This is a genomic window from Brevundimonas lenta, assembly GCF_014196335.1.
GTDB lineage: Bacteria > Pseudomonadota > Alphaproteobacteria > Caulobacterales > Caulobacteraceae > Brevundimonas > Brevundimonas lenta.
On record NZ_JACIDM010000004.1, the window covers coordinates 19,224 to 36,044 of the forward strand.

The 16,821-nt window shown below is 70.1% G+C and carries 13 protein-coding genes; 2 read left to right on the forward strand and 11 right to left on the reverse strand.

Annotated elements, in window-relative coordinates; translation table 11 throughout:
- Positions 1-130: 130 nt before the first annotated feature.
- Positions 131-1,765, forward strand: coding sequence for a TldD/PmbA family protein (locus GGR12_RS16245; RefSeq protein ID WP_183205884.1), 1,635 nt, complete (start codon positions 131-133; stop codon positions 1,763-1,765).
- On the opposite strand, the gene GGR12_RS16250 is transcribed toward GGR12_RS16245, so the two are convergent.
- From GGR12_RS16250 to queF, 10 genes are all read right to left on the reverse strand, one after another.
- Positions 1,766-3,589: a carboxypeptidase regulatory-like domain-containing protein gene (locus GGR12_RS16250; RefSeq protein ID WP_183205885.1), complete on the reverse strand. Its 1,824-nt coding sequence runs from the start codon at positions 3,587-3,589 to the stop codon at positions 1,766-1,768. It abuts the gene before it with no gap.
- Positions 3,589-5,706 carry a DUF4175 family protein gene (locus GGR12_RS16255; RefSeq protein WP_183205887.1) on the reverse strand — a complete coding sequence of 706 codons (2,118 nt, stop codon included), beginning with the start codon at positions 5,704-5,706 and terminating at the stop codon, positions 3,589-3,591. The genes GGR12_RS16250 and GGR12_RS16255 overlap by 1 nt, the downstream gene beginning before the upstream one ends.
- A complete protein-coding gene (locus GGR12_RS16260) occupies positions 5,703-6,869 on the reverse strand; it encodes a BatA domain-containing protein (RefSeq protein WP_183205889.1) in 1,167 nt (388 codons plus the stop codon). Before GGR12_RS16260 ends, GGR12_RS16255 begins: the two co-directional genes overlap by 4 nt.
- A complete protein-coding gene (locus GGR12_RS16780; RefSeq protein ID WP_183205891.1) occupies positions 6,866-7,759 on the reverse strand; it encodes a DUF58 domain-containing protein in 894 nt (297 codons plus the stop codon). The genes GGR12_RS16260 and GGR12_RS16780 overlap by 4 nt, the downstream gene beginning before the upstream one ends.
- Positions 7,760-7,773: 14 nt before the next feature.
- Complete coding sequence (locus GGR12_RS16270) at positions 7,774-8,772, reverse strand: AAA family ATPase (RefSeq protein ID WP_183205893.1); 999 nt, start codon at positions 8,770-8,772, stop codon at positions 7,774-7,776.
- Positions 8,773-8,831: 59 nt separating this feature from the next.
- Positions 8,832-9,533: a DUF4159 domain-containing protein gene (locus tag GGR12_RS16275; protein ID WP_183205895.1), complete on the reverse strand. Its 702-nt coding sequence runs from the start codon at positions 9,531-9,533 to the stop codon at positions 8,832-8,834.
- A gap of 22 nt (positions 9,534-9,555) precedes the next feature.
- On the reverse strand, positions 9,556-10,890 hold the full coding sequence (locus GGR12_RS16280) for a TldD/PmbA family protein (RefSeq protein WP_183205897.1): 1,335 nt from the start codon (positions 10,888-10,890) through the stop codon (positions 9,556-9,558).
- Positions 10,891-10,910: 20 nt separating this feature from the next.
- The gene (locus tag GGR12_RS16285) at positions 10,911-12,548 is read right to left on the reverse strand and encodes a metallopeptidase TldD-related protein (RefSeq protein WP_183205899.1); all 1,638 of its coding nucleotides are present in this window, start codon (positions 12,546-12,548) and stop codon (positions 10,911-10,913) included.
- A 193-nt stretch (positions 12,549-12,741) separates the two neighbouring features.
- Entirely contained in the window at positions 12,742-13,311 is a 570-nt protein-coding gene (locus tag GGR12_RS16290) for a hypothetical protein (RefSeq protein WP_183205901.1), read from the reverse strand.
- An 11-nt stretch (positions 13,312-13,322) separates the two neighbouring features.
- Positions 13,323-13,784, reverse strand: a complete 462-nt coding sequence (gene queF / locus GGR12_RS16295) for a preQ(1) synthase (protein WP_183205903.1) — start codon at positions 13,782-13,784, stop codon at positions 13,323-13,325.
- Positions 13,785-13,980: 196 nt separating this feature from the next.
- On the opposite strand from queF, the gene GGR12_RS16300 reads away from it, so the two are divergent.
- A complete protein-coding gene (locus GGR12_RS16300; RefSeq protein ID WP_183205906.1) occupies positions 13,981-15,486 on the forward strand; it encodes an arylsulfatase in 1,506 nt (501 codons plus the stop codon).
- 88 nt (positions 15,487-15,574) lie between these two features.
- On the opposite strand, the gene GGR12_RS16305 is transcribed toward GGR12_RS16300, so the two are convergent.
- A complete protein-coding gene (locus tag GGR12_RS16305; RefSeq protein WP_183205907.1) occupies positions 15,575-16,723 on the reverse strand; it encodes a M24 family metallopeptidase in 1,149 nt (382 codons plus the stop codon).
- Positions 16,724-16,821: the final 98 nt, after the last annotated feature.

Genomic DNA, 16,821 nt, shown 5'->3' on the forward strand with positions numbered 1-16,821 from the left:
CAGCGACGTCATTTGACCCCGGTGACGACTGCGGCGAAGGTGCGGCCGCCACGCTCGCGACTCTACGGCGCGATGGGCATCGTGCGCAGTTCCAGTCCTTGTCGAGACAGGACTTCCCCGGGAGTAAGCCTTGGATAGACGTCAGTTTCTCGCCGCCTGCGGCATCGGCGCCGGCGGCCTGCTTCTCCCCGGCTTCGGCGGACGCGCCATCGCCGCCGAGCAACTGGTCGAAACCATCGACGTGGCCGTGAAGAAGCGGCTCGCCGATGCGGGCCTCAGCGCCGCGACGAATGCGGGCGCCAGCTACTGCGACGTCCGGGTCGGCCGCTACATGCGCCAGTTCATCATGACCCGAGAGGCGAACGTCGAGAACGTCGTCAACACCGAGTCCAGCGGCGCCGGCGTCCGCGTCATCGCCGACGGCGCCTGGGGCTTCGCCGCCACCAACATCCTGACCGCCGAGGCCGTGGCCGACGCCGCCCGCCTCGCGACGGCCATCGCCAAGGCCAACGCCGCCAACCAGACCACCCCGGTTCAGCTGGCCCCCGCCGCCGCCATGGGCGAGCAGAGCTGGCGCACGCCGATCCAGCGCAACGGCATGACCGTGCCCATCGAGGAGAAGATCGGCCTGCTGATGGGCGTCAACGCCGCGGCCATCGAGGCCGGCGCCAGCTTCGTCGCCTCGCGCCTGTTCCTGGTCAACGAGCAGAAATATTTCGCCAGCACCGACGGCTCCTACATCGACCAGGACGTGCACCGCATCTGGGCGCCGTTCACCGTCACGGCGATCGACCAGGCGTCGGGCAAGTTCCGCACCCGCGACGGCCTCTCCTCGCCGATGGGCCTCGGCTACGAATATCTGGACGGCCGTCCGCAGGACCGCATCACCATGCCCAACGGCGTGGTAGTCTACGGCAAGTCCTACGACATGCGCGCCGACGCCGTCGCCGCCACCGGCCAGGCCCGCGAGAAGCTGACCGCCGCCTCGGTGCAGCCGGGCAAGTACGACCTCGTCCTCGACCCCAGCCACCTCGGCCTGACCATCCACGAGTCTGTCGGCCATCCGCTCGAGCTGGACCGGGTGCTGGGCTACGAGGCCAACTATGCGGGCACCAGCTTCGCCACCCTGGACAAGCGCCAGGCCGGGTTCAAATACGGCAGCGACATCGTCAACATCGTCGCCGACCGCACCCAGGCGGGCAGCCTCGGCGCGGTCGCCTATGACGACGAGGGCGTCGCCAGCAAGAGTTGGCCGCTGATCCGCGACGGCGTGCTGGTCGACTACCAGGCCACCCGCGACCAGGCCCACATCCTCGGCGACACCCAGGCGGCCGGCTGCTCCTATGCCGACTCCTGGTCGACCATCCAGTTCCAGCGCATGCCCAACGTCTCGCTGCGTCCGGGCGCGACGCCGATGACCGCCGCCGACATGATCGGCAACGTCGAGAACGGCATCTACATCCTCGGCCGCGGCTCCTATTCCATCGATCAGCAGCGCTACAACGCCCAGTTCGGCGGCCAGCTGTTCTACGAGATCAAGGACGGCCAGATCACCCGTCCGCTGGCCGACGTCGCCTACCAGATGCGCACGCCGGAGTTCTGGAACGCCTGCAGCGCCACCTGCGACGAGAGCGACTACCGCCTGTTCGGCTCGTTCTTCGACGGCAAGGGCCAGCCCAGCCAGGTCTCGGCGGTCAGCCATGGCTCGTCGACCACCCGGTTCGACGGCATCAACGTCATCAATACGGCGCGCTCGCTCGGCTGATCAGGGACGTGCGGTCAGCCGTCCGAGGCCCGAACGTTCGAACCACCACAGCCCGCCGGCGGCGGCCAGCCAGGCGAAGAACCACGGCCACGGCGATCCCGGAACCTCCGGGCTCCGCACGGCTGCGTCCGACCGGGCGGGTCCAGCGTTGCGCAGCATCAGCGTCGCATCCCGGTCGCGCGCGGCCCGCACGCCGGCGAGGCGGTCGGCCGGCTGCACGTAAAACGGCCAGACCTGTTCCCCGGCGCCGGCCGAGGTCGTGCGCAGCAGATGCCATCCGGACGCGGTCGGCCAGAAGCCGGCGCAACGTCCGGCGCCCGGGCCGACCCGCACCGTCGTCAGGGTTCCGTCCGGCTTTTCGACGCGGGCGTCCGTGGCCAGGCCGCACAGGGCGACCCGGTCGCCGACCCAGGCCGGTCCGGCGAAGGCCAGCGCCGCACCCGCGGCGGGCCGTGCGACGGTCGACAGCATCGTCCCCCACCAGTCGCCATAGAGATCGTTCCGGCCGGTCAGGGTCAGGCCGAAGCTGTCGATGCCGGTGAACACCGCCACCCGGCCCCGGCCAAGCGCCCGCCAGGCGGCCAGGGTCGCCCCGCCCGCATCGCGCACCACAGGAACCGCACCGTCGCCCCCCGGCGTCGCGGCCAGGCGGCGGATCTCGGGCAGGAATTCCTCGTCGATATCCAGGTCCGAAGACGCATCCGGCGCCGGGATGCCACGCCGCGTCCTTGCGATGTCGGCGTCCGTCGCCGCCGGCAGGGCGATCGCCACGGGCTCGCCGCTTCCGCTCACCGTGAATCCAAGCGACCGCCACTGGGCCGGAGCCCCGTCTTCCGGCACGCCGCCGGACCGCAGCACCAGACCCATGCCGCCCCGCACCGCCGCCAGCACCTCGGCGCGACCGGCCCCCAGGCCCGCCCAGCTGCGGTCGTCGATGATGGCGGCGTCGAACCCGCGCAGGGTGCCGCTGTTGACCGCCACCGGCGCGTCGCCGATCTCGACCCCGCCCCCGGCGGTGGTGCGGACCGTGACGGCGAAGCCCGCGTCGGTCGCCCAACGGCGCAGATATTTGACCTCCGGCCCCGGCGCGCCGGCCATGATCAGCAGCCGCGGCGCGGCCCCGTCGTCGACCTGCACCGGAACATCCGCCTGCTCGACCACGCGCCCGCCGCTGCGGACGCGAACGACGAAGGTCGTCAGGCCCGCCGACCGCGTCGTTCCGGACAGGATGAAGCGGCCGTCAGCGTCCGCCTTCTGCGTATCGGTCACTCGCCCGGCGGGGTCGATCAGATCGACCGTCGCGCCCGAAAGCCGCGACAGCCCGCCGCCGATCTCGAAGCGCGCGCCCGGCGCGACCCGCTGCGGCCCGTTCAGCGCTGCCAGCCCACGCGGCAACGGCGCCGGCTCGAAATCGATGGCGATCCCCTTCGCCGCGTCCCGGTCGCGCGCCGTCAGGCCCCGCCCCAGCACGGTGATGCGACGCGTGTCCGGATGACGCCGCAGGGCGGTCCCCAGGTCCGGGGCCGGTTCCGCTCCGGCGATGGCGGGGGCTTCAGGCAGGGTGATGACACGCGCGCCGGTCGCCGACGCCGGCGCCCCCGCGGTCGCGATCGTCAGGGCTCCGGAGGCGAGCCGAACGCCCGGCGGGAACAGACAGAAGAACAACAGCGCCGCGCACACCGGCTGCAGCGCCAGCAGCACGGCGACGCGCCACGGCGCGCCCCTCGCCTCGCGCGCCGCAGACCGGCTCCACAGGATCAGGCGCACCCATGCGGCCAGCACCCCGCAGGTCAGGACGACGGCCAGGATCAGCTTCGGCGTCATCACCCGCCCCCCTCCAGCGCGCCGAGATAGCGGGCTCCGGCGTCATCGGCGGGACGGCGGCGGACGAGATCGCCCGTCGGCCGCTCCATCGCCGTCCACAGCAGGGCGCGCAGTCTTTGACGGCAGGAGGCGCAGTCCGGATCACGGCGCACGGCGTCCACAGCGCCCGACAGCGCCAGCGCGTCCGGCAAGCGATCGCCGTTGGCGCCGATCCACCGCTCGAGGGCGTCCAGAACGACCGGTCCCCGCACCGCCTCCGGCCCCTGCCCCAGCGCCCGCCACGCGGCGGCCACGGGTCCGTCGCCAGCCTCGACCGGGGCCAACGGCAGACGACGGCTGGCGATGCCCTCGCGTTCACCGGTCATGCGGCGCGTCGGATCGATCGGCGGCAGTTTCGGGCCGACCCGCTGCAGGAAGATCCGCGTCGCGCGCTGCACCTCCTTGATGAAGTTAAGGGCCCGGTTGGCGTGCGGCAGGGCGAGGTCCGGCCGCCCCTGTTTCAGCTGCACCTCCGACTGCCACATCTCGTCGACCGCCTGCCGCAGCAGCTCGCGGGTCTCGGGATCGAGGCTGGCGGCGGGCGAGTCGTCGTGCGGATGGCCGAACTCGGCCAGCACGTCTTCCACCACCCCGAACGTCGGCGCCGCCTGACGCGGCCCGTGGTCGTGACCGTCGTCGTCCGTATGCTGCGCGCCGGCCTCGCTGGTCGGCAGTTGAGGCTCGCCTTCGGTTTCGCCGCCGAGGAACTGGCTGTAGCGGGCGCGCAGAAGCGCCTGATCGCCGCCGATGACGAAGGAACGCTGCGAATAGTCGTCGGCGGACAGGCGGCCCTGCCGGGCGACCAGGGCCTCGGCGTCGATGATGATCTGACGCTGGCTGCGGAAATAGGCGGGCAGCGTGGTGGTGACCATGCCCTCCAGGCCCGAGCCCTCGGCCTGGTTCGCCGACGGCCAGCGCAGGATCAGGCTCGGCCCGCGGACTTCCTGCGGACCGGGCGAGCGGTTGTCCCGGGCGATCAGCTGAACGACCAGGTCGCCGCCCGGCCCGAAGCCCAGGGCCGCGAAATCCAGCCGCTGCGAGAAGCGCCGGTCGCGCGCGGAGCCGCTGCCGGTCAGGGCGATCTCGCGCTCGGTGAAGGTGATGTTCTCACCCTCGCCCATCGCCAGGGTGATGCGCAGCCGGGCGTTGGCGGCGACGCCGTAGTCGTCGGTGACGGCGAAGACCGGCGTCCACGTCCGCTGGCCTTCCGTCACATGGCTCAGGCTTTCGGTCGGCGACACGACCCTGATCGAGGGCGGCGCATCCGGGATCGCATCGACCCGGTGCAACGGCGGGACCGGGCCTCGCCCGGCGGCGGCGTCGACGCGGTACAGGAACGAGGCGTCCAGCACCCGGCTGGCGACCCAGACGTCGCCGGAGCGCCGCAACGCCATCTTCGCCCCGCCCAGGGTCACCAGCGCCGGAACCGTCGCTTCGGGCTCGAAGCGCAGGGTCCATTCCAGCCGCGATCCCTGCGGCGCGCGCACGTCCAGCCGCGGTTCGTCCCTCATCGGCAGGCCGGTGTAGGCCGGCGGAATGATGCGCAGGTTCTGCCCGACCAGACGCGGCACGCCCGCGACCGCCGGAAGGCTCTCGGCCGCCGGCGACAGCACCACCGGCCGATCCTCGCCGCGCGGCCACAGAAGAGCGCCCGCGATCACGACCAGGGCCACGGCCCATGCCGCGATGATCGGACGGCGCCGCCAGTCGGCCGCCAGGGCGTCCGGGCTGCCCGTCTCCAGACGGTCGAACAAGCGTTGGCGCTGCAGCGTCTGCAGGTCGCCCAGCGTCCCGGGATCGGCGAACAACAGCTCGCTGCTGTCCTCCATGTCGCGCCGCGATCCGTCGAGCTTACCGACCAGCCACGGACGATCGAAGCGCGCCGCCCGCCGCCAGGCCACGATCAGGCCCACCAGGACGCCGACGGCCAACACCGCGGCTCCCACAGGCAGGCCCGCGAGCCGCCATGCCAGCACCGACAGCGCCAGGACGATCGGCGCGAACAACAGGGCGTCGTTCAGCAGCCCGCGCCGGCGCGCCGGACCGGTCCATCTGGAGATCAGGGCCGCAGCGGTCATGGGCTCACCGCCCGTCTGCGACGCGTCGCCAGCCACCGCTCGACCAGCACCACCAGGCCGATCAGCACCGCCAGCCAGGGACGCAGGTCCATCGGCGGCGGCTCGAAATGCCGCGCCCCGGTCGCGGGCGCATAATCCGCCGCGCTCACCCGCGCGGGCGCCGTCGCCGCCGGTTCCAGCACGGCCCGCAGATGTACCGGGAAGTCGGCCTCCAGCAGTTCCGGCATCTCCGCCGGCGCCAGCCGCCGCGTGAACCGCATCAGCCGCCCCGTCCCTATCGGCGCCGCCTCGACCAGCGGACGGCCCAGCGCATCACGCCAGACCACCACCCGGTCAGCGTCGGCCGGGAACACGGCGTCCGACGCCGCCAGCGCCGTCCCGCCCTTCTCCACCCAGTCCAGCAGCCCGGCCGGCAGCGTGCCGCCATCCAGCCTGACCAGCTTTCGCGTCACCGGCGGCAGGGCGGCGTCCACGCCGCCGATCTCCACATCCGCAGCCCGTCCCGCCGGCTGCCAGGCCAGCGCCGCCGCGCGCAGATAGCGCACCCCGGCCGCCTGATCGCCCTGACGGATAGACAGGCCCGGAACGGCGACCGGCGTCGCCCGCATGGCCGGCGCAGCCCCGGGCGTGACCCGCCAGTCCACGCGGCGCGACAGGCGCGGCCGCTCGGCGTCGGCGCCCTCGATGACCGCCGGCACGACGACGACCAGCGGCGTCCCCGCCGGCAGGTCCGCATCCAGCTGCCGGATCAGGCTGGCGATCGGCGCGCCGCCTGAGGGCACCGGCTCCTTCAGCGCCGGGAAGCCGGGCGCCAGCCAGTGCGACCGCCCATAGTCGGCCACCGCCTCTTCCCCGACGTGCCCCGCCTGCGCCACGTCCGCGCCCGGCGCCACGGCGACATAGGCCGCCTTGCCCGCCGCGCCGGACAGCACCGGATGCGCCAGCCACAGCGCCAGCAAGGCCAGCAACAGGATGCGCGCCGCCAGCAGCAGTTTCTCGTCGAACCGCAGACGCGACTTCGGCCGCGGCTTCTGCCGCAGCCAGCGCAGGGCGGCGAACACGACCGGCCGCTCCTCGCTGCGCCGCGCGATGTGGATCGCCAGCGGCACGAGGATCGCGGCGAGCGCCGCCAGGGCGGCAGGCAGCAACAGGCCCGGCGTCATGCGTATTCCGCCGCGTCATGGGCGCCGAACAGGCGGCGCAGCGGCTGATCCAGCGGCTGGTCCAGCACATGCTCCGCATGGCGCACGCCCGCCCGCGCCAGCCGCGCATGCAGCGCCGCCCGGGCCTCGGTGAACCGGCGCAGAAACTCCGCCCGCAGCGCCGGCGCGTCGCCGACCAGCTCCTCGCCCGTCTCCGGATCGCGGAAGCGATGACCGCCGCTGAAGGCGAAATCACGCTCGCCCACGGTCAGCATCTCGACCGCCAGCACCTCGCGTCCGGCGGCGGACAGCCGTTCCATCAGGTCGATCACGCCCGGCTCGAAACAGTCGCTCAGCACCACGATCAGATCGCGGGCGCCGATCCGCTCCCACAGCGGCGCCAGCTGCTCGTCCCGCGCAAAGCCGCCCCCCGCCCGCAACGGCGCCAGCTCCAGCAGCAGCCGGTCGCGCTGACGCGCCCCGGTCGCCGGCGCCAGCAGCTTCAGCCCCTGATCACTCAGCGCCGCCCAGCCGAACCGGTCGCCCTGTCGCAGGGCCAGCTCGGCCATGCCTTGGGTCAGCGCCTTGGCCGCATCCAGCCGCGACCACTCCGGACGCACCGGGTCCGCCTGGCTCATGGAGGCGCTGGCGTCGATCAGGATCCAGACCGCCACCGGGCTCTCGCGCTCCGCCTCGCGCACGAAGAATTTGTCCGACCGGGCGTAGAGCTTCCAGTCGATCTGGCGCGGTTCGTCGCCGCGCTCGTAGGCCCGGTACTGGGCGAACTCGAGTCCGGCGCCGCGGCTGTGGCTCTGGTGCAGGCCGATCCCCTGCCCTCCCACCGCCCGGCGCGTGACGAGGCGCAGGCCTTTCAGCCGGCTTCGTACGTCAGGAGGGAGGAAGTCGATCATGCGGAAAGGAGCCCTCAGGCGTCCCGCATCGGCGTGGCGCGCACCAGGGCGGCGATGATCTGGTCGGCGCTGCGGCCCTCGGCCTCGGCGGCGAACGACAGCAGCAGGCGGTGGCGCATCACCGGCGCGGCGAGCGCCATGACGTCCTCGCGCGTGGCGGCCAGGCGGCCGTTCAGCAGCGCGCGGGCCTTGGCCGCCAGGATCAGCGCCTGACCGGCGCGCGGCCCGGCGCCCCACTTCACATATTTGCGGATGTCCTCGGGCGAGCCCTCGCCCGGGCGGCTGGCCCGCACCAGCGTCGTCACCCAGGTCAGCAGCGCCTCGCTGAAATGCACTTCACGCACCCGCGCCTGCAGCGCCAGGACCTCCTCGCCGTGCATCACCTCGGGCACCACGCCGGAGCGCGAGCCTGTGGTCTGGGCGAGGATGTCCCGCTCCTCCTGCTCGGTCGGATAGTCCACGCGGATGTGCAGCAGGAAACGGTCCAGCTGCGCCTCCGGCAGCGGATAGGTGCCCGCCTGCTCCAGCGGGTTCTGCGTCGCCAGCACGAAGAACGGCGACGGCAGCACGTGGGTCACGCCGCCATAGCTGACGGTCCGTTCCTGCATCGCCTCCAGCAGCGCGGCCTGGGTCTTCGGCGGCGTCCGGTTCAGTTCGTCGGCCAGCAGCAAGTTGGTGAACACCGGACCGGGCTGGAAGCGGAAATGCCGGTGGCCCGTGCCGTGATCCTCTTCCAGCAGCTCGGTGCCCAGAATGTCGCTGGGCATCAGGTCGGGCGTGAACTGCACCCGGCGGAACTCCAGCTTCAGCGCCTCGCCCAGCGAGCGCACCAGCAGGGTCTTGCCCAGGCCGGGCACGCCTTCCAGCAGGCAATGCCCGCCGGCCAGCAGGCCGATCAACAGTTGCTCGACCACGTCCTCCTGCCCGACGATCGCCTGGCCGATGGCGGCGCGCAGTTGGCCCAGACGCGCGAACTGCGCCTGGATATCAGCTTCGGAGACGGCTTTGGTCATGGGAGTTCCCGGGGAGGGGTACGAAGTGGGAGGCGAAGGGCGGAGGCTGTTTCAGGCGGTCACGAGGACAGGGCGTACATCACGACATTGACCCCGAACCGCGTGTTGTCTTCGGCCAGGAAACGCTTGTTCCGCCAGTCGTAGTCCCACTCGCAGCCGTAATCCTTGTTGCTGTACAGCACGCCCAGACGGCCGTTGATCTCGATGCCCTTCAGGTAGTCGTGCACCAGATCGTCGCCCCAGCCGTTCAGCTCCAGGCCCGTGTTCGGCGGCCCGTCGAAGGTGAAGAAGCTGCGATAGATCGGGTGCTCGTCGGGCAGGGTCTTCAGCGCATCGGGCCCGAAGATCGAGCGCATCTGCGCCTCGAACGAACGGGCGAACAGGCCGTCGATGTCGTGGTTGCAATCGTCGACGAAGACGAAGCCGCCGTTCCGCACATAGCGTTCGAAATTGCGCCGCTCGGCCGCCGAGAACTCCACCAGCTTGTGCCCCGCCAGATAGCAGAACGGCGCCGTCAGCATGCGCGGGTCCGACAGGGCGATCACCCGCTCCGTCGGATCCACGCGCAGCGTCGTGTAGTCGATCAGCGAGGTGATCAGGTTCGACGGCATGCGCTGATCCACGTCCCAGTCGCCCGAGTCGTAGCGCAGCCGCGTGAACCAGAAATCGTAGCCGGTCCGGGCGAGAGCCCGCGAGGGCCCCGCCAGGGCCAGACCGGCCAGACCACCCAAACCCAGCCGAAGGAACTGCGATCGATTCATGCCGACGGCCGGGCAGACACCGTCAGACGGCGTCCGAGAGCGAGGTGAAGGTGAAGTCGCGCAGCTTCATCGCCGGCAGGACCATGACATAGCCGCCCTCGTCGCTCTGCACGCGCACCGGCCGGCCCAGCTCCTCGACGTTGTTGAGCATGATCACCGGCGACTCGTTGAACCGGAAGTTCTTGATCGGGTGCTTGATCTGGCCGTTCTCGATGTAGAACGTCCCGTCGCGGGTCAGGCCGGTCAGCAGCACCGTCTGCGGGTCCACCATGCGGATGTACCAGGTGCGGGTGACCAGGATGCCGCGGTCGGTCGAGCGGATCAGGTCGGCCGTCGACTTGTCGCCGCCGGCCATGATCAGGTTGCCCGTGCCGGCCAGCGCCGTCTTGCCCTGCTTCTGGGCCCAGTAGCGCGAGTATTCCAGGTTCACGATCCGGCCGTTCTCGACGATCGGCATCGGCGCGCGCGGCATGCCTTCGTTGTCCCACGGATAGACCGCCGCGTCCGGATAGGCCGGGTCGGTGTGGAAGCTGACCTCGGGGCCGAAGACCTGTTCGCCGATCTTGTTGCCGCCGCCCGGCTTGGACAGGAAGCTGCGGCCTTCGTCGGCGGAACGCGCGTCGAAGAAGTTCATCATGAAGCCGATCAGGCCGGCGGCCGCAGCGGGCTCCAGGATCACGGTGTACTTGCCCGGCTCCAGCGCCATGGCGTCGGCCGAGGCGCTGGCCTTGCGCATGGCGATGCGCACGTCGGCGTCGGCGTCGAAGGCGGCCATGTCCTGGACGTTGTGCCCGACCCAGCCCGAACCGCGGCCGTCCTCGGTGCGGACGGTGCAGGTGTAGTCGACGCTGGTCGACGTCTGGTAGCCGTAGTTGCCCTTGCTGTTCAGGAAGCAGACGAACCCGGTCACGTCCTCCAGATAGCCGGCGGCGGTCAGACCCGACGCCTTGCAGGGCGCGATCGAGGCGGTGGCCGCTCTGGCGCGATCGGCCGGCGTGATCGCCGCGGTCGCGGGGCTGAAGGTCGCGGTCGGGGTGAAGGTCTGGGCCTCGATCGCCGGCATGAACTCGGGGTTCTCCGGGGCCAGGCGCGCCAGCTCCTCGGCCCGGCGCACGACCCGCTCCAGCGACGCGTCGTCGAACTGGTTGATCGTGGCGATGCCCACGCGCTTGCCGAACGCGACCTGCACGGCCAGTTCGATGTCGTCGACGATCCCGCTGGTCGAAACGTTGTTCAGGGCGAAGCGGATGTTGCCCCGCGTCCCGCCGTTCAGCTGCGCGACGCACTCGTCGGCCGTGGAGAGTCCCACGACCTTGGTCAGGATGGCCTTGGCCTGTGCTTCAGGAAGAATGCTCATGGGTCGGTCTCCTTGCGCGATCAGCCGAGCGAACGAGCGGTGTTGATGACATTGATGCCGTCGAAGCGCGCGGTGCTGGACCCGTGCGAGACAGCGGAAGACTGGGAAGGCTGGCCCTTGCCGTCGAAGAACGATCCGCCCAGGCGGTAGTCGCGCTCGTCGCAGATCGCCGAGCAGGCGTTCCAGAACTCCGGCGTGCGGATCTGGTAGGCGACGTCCTCGATCTGGTGGGTGATCGCGCCGTTCTTGATTTCGAAGAACAGCTGGCCGCCGAACTGGGCGTTGTAGCGCTGCTGGTCGATCGAGAACGAGCCGTCGCCGACGATGTAGATGCCGTCCTCGACGTTCGAGATCATCTCGGCGACGCTCAGCGGCGTCTTGCCGGCTTCCAGCGACACGTTGGCCATGCGCTGGAACTGAACGCTGGCCCAGCTGTCGGCGTAGCAGCAGCCGTCCGAGGCCGCCTTGCCCTCGATATGGGCCTGGTCGCGGATCGCCTGGTAGCCGACCAATTTGCCGTCGCGGACCAGGTCCCACTTCTTGGTCGCCACGCCCTCGTCGTCATAGGGCACGGCGCCGAGGCTGCCCGGCTGCACCTTGTCGGCGAACAGATTGACCTTGTCGCTGCCGTACTGGAAGCGGTCGCGCATCTTGTCCATCGTGGCGAAGCTGGTGCCGGCGAAATTCGCCTCGTAGCCCAGCACGCGATCCAGCTCGAGCGGGTGGCCGACCGACTCGTGGATCGTCAGCCAGGTGTGCGACGGGTCCAGCACCAGGTCGTACTTGCCCGGCTTGACCGACGGCGCCGTCAGCTTGGCGCGCGCCTGGCGGGCCGCCGCGATGGCGTCCTCCTTCATGTCGTACGAGTTGCCGTAGACGACCACGCCGTTCGGCAGGGTCGTCTTGCCCGACGGCGAACCGTTCAGATATTCGAAGCCGAGGCCCATCGGGGCCGACAGGCCCTCGCGGTTGCGGAACTTGCCGCTCGCCTGGTCGATGACGGTGACGTCCATCGGAGCCCAGATGCGGTGCACGTCCTGGTCGATGTACGAGCCGTCGGTGCTGGCGAAATATTTCTGCTCGTTGACGAGGAACAGCATCGACTGGACGAAGTTGGCGCCCGCCTCCATGGCGGCCGAGTTGACCCCCATCAGCAGTTCGACCTTCTCCTCGATCGGCACTTCCATCGAATTCTTGACGATCGGCGTCTTCCACGACACCTCGCCCACCCCGGTCACCGGCGCGAGCTGCACGCGCGAGGTCAGCGTCCCGGCGTTGGCCTTGGCGATGGCGACGGCGTCACGCGCGGTCTGGGCCACGGCCTCGGGCGTCATCGCGTTCGTCGCCGCGAAGCCCCAGGCGCCGTCCGCGATCACGCGGACGCCGACGCCGGTCGACTCGGTGTTGACGATGTTCTCGACGTTGGCTTCGCGGGTGATCACGAACTGGCGCAGGTACCGGCCGACGCGCACGTCGCAGTAGCTGGCCCCGGCTTGCGTCGCCGCGTTCATCCCCGCGTCGGCCAGGCTCTTCTTGAGTCGGACGTCGAGCGTCGACACCAGGTCCTGGGCGGCGATGGCGGTGCCGGCGAACATCGAGGGCAGGACCAGCCCCCCCATTCCCACAGCGCCGAGAGACAGGAAGTCACGTCTATGCACGATCGCCTCCATCTGCGGATATCCGCAGGGCAAGATGGGGGAAGGTTTTGAAGGTCTCGCCGGGCCCCCTCGAACCCGGACGGCCGGGACATTGGCATACCCGCGCGCGAGGTCAAACGCCGTCCGGATTACATCGCCGTCATGTTTCCGGCGGGTCTTCCGGGGGGCGTGGGAACCGCTTGCGAAGCCTCGGCTATTCGGCCGCCCGGGCCAGCGCCTGCCGTCGTTGCAACTCCTCGACCAGGTCGCCCAGGCCCACGTCGAAGACGTTGTTGAGGCCGATATCGAAACCGCTCAGACCGCGGCGCGCCGCCACCATGCCGGACTGTTCCCCCGGCAGGGGCGTCAATCGCAGACCCAGCGCCGGCGGAATGTTGGGCGGGGTCCGGAAACCGGTCAGCACCCGCACCACCGGCTTATCGTAGCCCTCGAAATTCTTGTCCGTGCGGATGCCGATCTCCTCGACCCGCGCCCACGGGAAGGTCCGGCGCCAGAATATCTGCCGCCAGTGAATCCCGACGTCATCCGCCCACAGCTCGACCGGGTGCAGGCCTAGCGCCGCAAACAGCGTGCCTGAGGCCAGGAAGACTCCGATCCCCAGGCCCGCCATCCACGACACGGGCTCGCCGCTCCAGAGCACGAGCCCCAGCTTCACGATCCCCACGCCGAGCAAACAGAGGCCCATCAGCCACCCCTGCCGGTTGAACGACCGCAGATGCAGCGGTCCCGGACCGCCGAACCCGGCCTCCTCCCTCCCGGCCATATGCGCCGCTCTCAGCCCCGGCCGCGATACGTCGGCACGCCCTGGTCGGGCAGCCACAGCCCCTCCGGCGCGACGCCCGTCTGCCAGAAGACGTCGATCGGGATGCCGCCGCGCGGATACCAGTAGCCGCCGATGCGCAGCCATTTCGGCTGCAGCAGGTCGGCCAGCCGCTTGCCGATGGCCACGGTGCAGTCCTCGTGGAAGGCGCCGTGGTTGCGGAAGCTGGTCAGGTACAGCTTCAGCGACTTGCTCTCGACCAGCCACGGGCCGGGCGCATAGTCGATGACGATGTGGGCGAAGTCCGGCTGGCCCGTCACCGGGCACAGGCTGGTGAACTCCGGCGCCGTGAAGCGCGCCAGGTACAGGGTGTCCGGATGCGGGTTCGGCACGCGCTCCAGCACCGCCTCTTCGGGCGAGGTCGGCGCGGCGATCATTTGGCCCAGCTGGTGCAGGCCGGAGGTGTCTGTGGTCATGGGGGCGCTTATCGCAGCCCGCGCGCATTCACGGAAGCGGGAGCGCCACCCGAATTCATGCAGCCGCTGGGTCGCCACGGATTCGACTGGGGAATCGACCCGATATCCCCACCCGCCCCTGTCGCTAGTGTTGCGACACGGCCGGCGGCGCAATCACCGGTCGCTCCGGCGCTGTTGCTTGCGAGAGGGATTTCACATGCCGAGTTCAAAGCCCAATATCCTCATCCTGTGGGGTGACGACATCGGTCAGCACAACCTCAGCTGTTATTCTCACGGGGTGATGGGCTACGAGACGCCCAATATCGACCGCATCGCCCACGAAGGCGCGATGTTCACCGACTACTATGCGGAGCAGAGCTGCACCGCCGGTCGGGCCTCCTTCATCACCGGCCAGGCCGGCATGCGCACCGGCCTGACCAAGGTCGGCCTGCCGGGCGCCGCGCTCGGCATGAAGAAGGAGATCCCGACCATCGCGCGGATGCTCAAGAACCAGGGCTACCGCACCGGCCAGTTCGGCAAGAACCACCTCGGCGACCGCGACGAACACCTGCCGACCATGCACGGCTTCGACGAGTTCTTCGGCAACCTCTACCACCTGAACGCCGAGGAAGAGCCCGAACTGCGCGACTATCCGCCGGCCAAGGACTTCCCCGACTTCCGCAAGAACTACGGCCCCCGCGGCGTTCTGCACTGCTGGGCCGACGGCAAGGGCGGGCAGAAGATCGACAACACCGGCCCGCTGACCAAAGAGCGAATGAAGACCGTCGACGAGGAATTTCTCGCCGCCGCCAAGAAATTCATCAAGGCTTCGGTCGAGGCCGACGAGCCGTTCTTCGTGTGGTTCAACACGACCCACATGCACTTCCGCACCCACGCCAAGGACTCGAGCATCGGTCAGTCCGGCCGCTGGCAGTCCGAGTATCATGACGTGATGATCGATCACGACCTGAACATCGGCGAGATGGTCGACCTGCTCGATGAACTGGGCATCGCCGACAACACCTTCCTGATGTACTCGACCGACAACGGCCCGCACCAGAACTCCTGGCCGGACGCCGGCACGACGCCGTTCCGCAGCGAGAAGAACAGCAACTGGGAAGGCGCCTATCGCGTGCCGTGCCTGGTGCGCTTCCCGGGGCAGATCGAGGCCGGCTCGAAGCTGAGGGGCATCGCCTCGCACCTCGACTGGTTCCCGACCTTCGCCAACATCGCCGGCGCCCCGTCGGTCAAGGAAGACCTCAAGAAGGGCGCCACCCTCGACGGCCACAAGTTCAAGTCGCACCTCGACGGCTACGACCTGACGCCCTACCTGACCGGCAAGGAGAAGGAGAGCCCGCGACCCGGGTTCATCTACTTCAACGATGACGGCGACGTCGTGTGCCTGCGCTACGACAACTGGAAGATGGTCTTCCTGGAACAGCGCTGCAAAGGCACTCTGCAGATCTGGGCCGAGCCGTTCACCGCGCTGCGCCTGCCCAAGATCTTCAACCTGCGCACGGACCCGTACGAGCGGGCCGACCGGACGTCGAACACCTACTACGACTGGCTGCTCGATCACGCCTACCTGCTCGTCCCGGCGCAGGCGCTTGTCGGCGAGTTCATCGCCACCTTCGCCGAGTTCCCGCCGGCCCAGAAGGCCGCGAGCTTCTCGATCGACCAGGCTATGGAAAAACTGACCACCGGCGCCACCGGCCAGGCCTGACCCGGTCCGGGACTGCGTCGAAAGCCGGCCGGCGACGGCCGGCTTTCTTCGCGCCCGGGCCCCGCCCGTCGACAGTCGGCGGGTCGGATCAGGCCAGCGCCCCCACGCCCCGGAACGGCTCGTCCAGGCTCGGCTGCGGCTGGGTGAACCACTTCGGCCCGGCCGCGGTCATGTGGAAATGGTCCTCCAGCCGGATGCCGAACTTCCCGGGCACGACGATCATCGGCTCGTTCGAGAAGCACATGCCGACGTCCAGCAGCGTGCCGTCGCCGCGCACCAGGTTCGGCGCCTCATGGATGTCCAGGCCGATGCCGTGGCCCGTCCGGTGCGGCGTGCCCGGCAGCTGGTAGTCCGGCCCCAGCCCCTCGGCCTTCAGGAAGACCCGCACGGCCGCATCGACCGCCTCGCACGGCTCGCCCAGCTTCGCCGCGTCGAACGCCACGGCCTGGGCCGCGTGCTCCAGTTCCCAGATGCGCCGCACCTCGGCCGTCGGCTCGCCGAACACGTATGTCCGGGTGATGTCGGCGTTGTAGCCGTCCAGGGCGCAGCCGGTGTCGATCAGCACCACGTCGCCCTCCTTCAGCTCCGGATCGCCCTCCCCGCCGTGGGGCAGCGAGGTGTCCTGGCCGAACGAGACGATGCAGAAGGTATTGCCCCCGTCCGCGCCCAGCGCCCGATGCTGTTTGTCGATGAAGGCCGCCACCTCCGACCCGCGCACCCCGGCTTCCAGGCTCGCATGCGCCCGCCGGTGCGCCTCCAGCGTCAGCGCCTTGGCCCGCGTCATCAGGGCGATCTCGGCCTCGGACTTCCGCGCCCGCAGCGGCGTGATCAGCGCCCCCGCGCCACGCAGCCGCTCCACCCCCAACGCATCCGCCAGCCCCAGCCAGGCGAACACCGGCGCCTGCTCGTCCACGGCCAGCACGCCCGTCGGCACCGCATCGGCCACCAGCGCATAGGGGCTCTCATGCTCCTCCCAGGTCAGGAACTCGCCGGGCACGCCGACCGAGCCGCCGACCTTGTCCAGCTCGAACCGCGGACAGATGTAGGTCAGCGGCTTTCCGGGCCGCACCAGCGCCGCGATCATCCGCTCGGACCGCCACCACACGAGGCCGGTGAAATAGCGCAGGCTCGACGTCGCATCGATCAGCACCGCCGCCAGCCCCTGCGCCTCCATCGCCGCCTCCAGCCGCTGCAGCCGCTGACGGCGTTCCTGGAGCGTGATCGGCGGCGGGTTCATGGGGGGTCTCCGGATTGATCGCCCTGCGTACCGCTCTCTCCGGTGCTCCGCCACCGGGATGAAGGACCATTTGCCTTCCCCCACGACACCCCGCTATC

Coding starts and splice junctions, on each gene's coding strand:
- GGR12_RS16250 (WP_183205885.1), bottom strand. CDS start 3,589: ATGACGCCGAAGCTGATCCTGGCCGTCGTCCTGACCTGCGGGGTGCTG.
- GGR12_RS16255 (WP_183205887.1), bottom strand. CDS start 5,706: ATGACCGCTGCGGCCCTGATCTCCAGATGGACCGGTCCGGCGCGCCGG.
- GGR12_RS16260 (WP_183205889.1), bottom strand. CDS start 6,869: ATGACGCCGGGCCTGTTGCTGCCTGCCGCCCTGGCGGCGCTCGCCGCG.
- GGR12_RS16780 (WP_183205891.1), bottom strand. CDS start 7,759: ATGATCGACTTCCTCCCTCCTGACGTACGAAGCCGGCTGAAAGGCCTG.
- GGR12_RS16270 (WP_183205893.1), bottom strand. CDS start 8,772: ATGACCAAAGCCGTCTCCGAAGCTGATATCCAGGCGCAGTTCGCGCGT.
- GGR12_RS16275 (WP_183205895.1), bottom strand. CDS start 9,533: ATGAATCGATCGCAGTTCCTTCGGCTGGGTTTGGGTGGTCTGGCCGGT.
- GGR12_RS16280 (WP_183205897.1), bottom strand. CDS start 10,890: ATGAGCATTCTTCCTGAAGCACAGGCCAAGGCCATCCTGACCAAGGTC.
- GGR12_RS16290 (WP_183205901.1), bottom strand. CDS start 13,311: ATGGCCGGGAGGGAGGAGGCCGGGTTCGGCGGTCCGGGACCGCTGCAT.
- queF (WP_183205903.1), bottom strand. CDS start 13,784: ATGACCACAGACACCTCCGGCCTGCACCAGCTGGGCCAAATGATCGCC.
- GGR12_RS16300 (WP_183205906.1), top strand. CDS start 13,981: ATGCCGAGTTCAAAGCCCAATATCCTCATCCTGTGGGGTGACGACATC.
- GGR12_RS16305 (WP_183205907.1), bottom strand. CDS start 16,723: ATGAACCCGCCGCCGATCACGCTCCAGGAACGCCGTCAGCGGCTGCAG.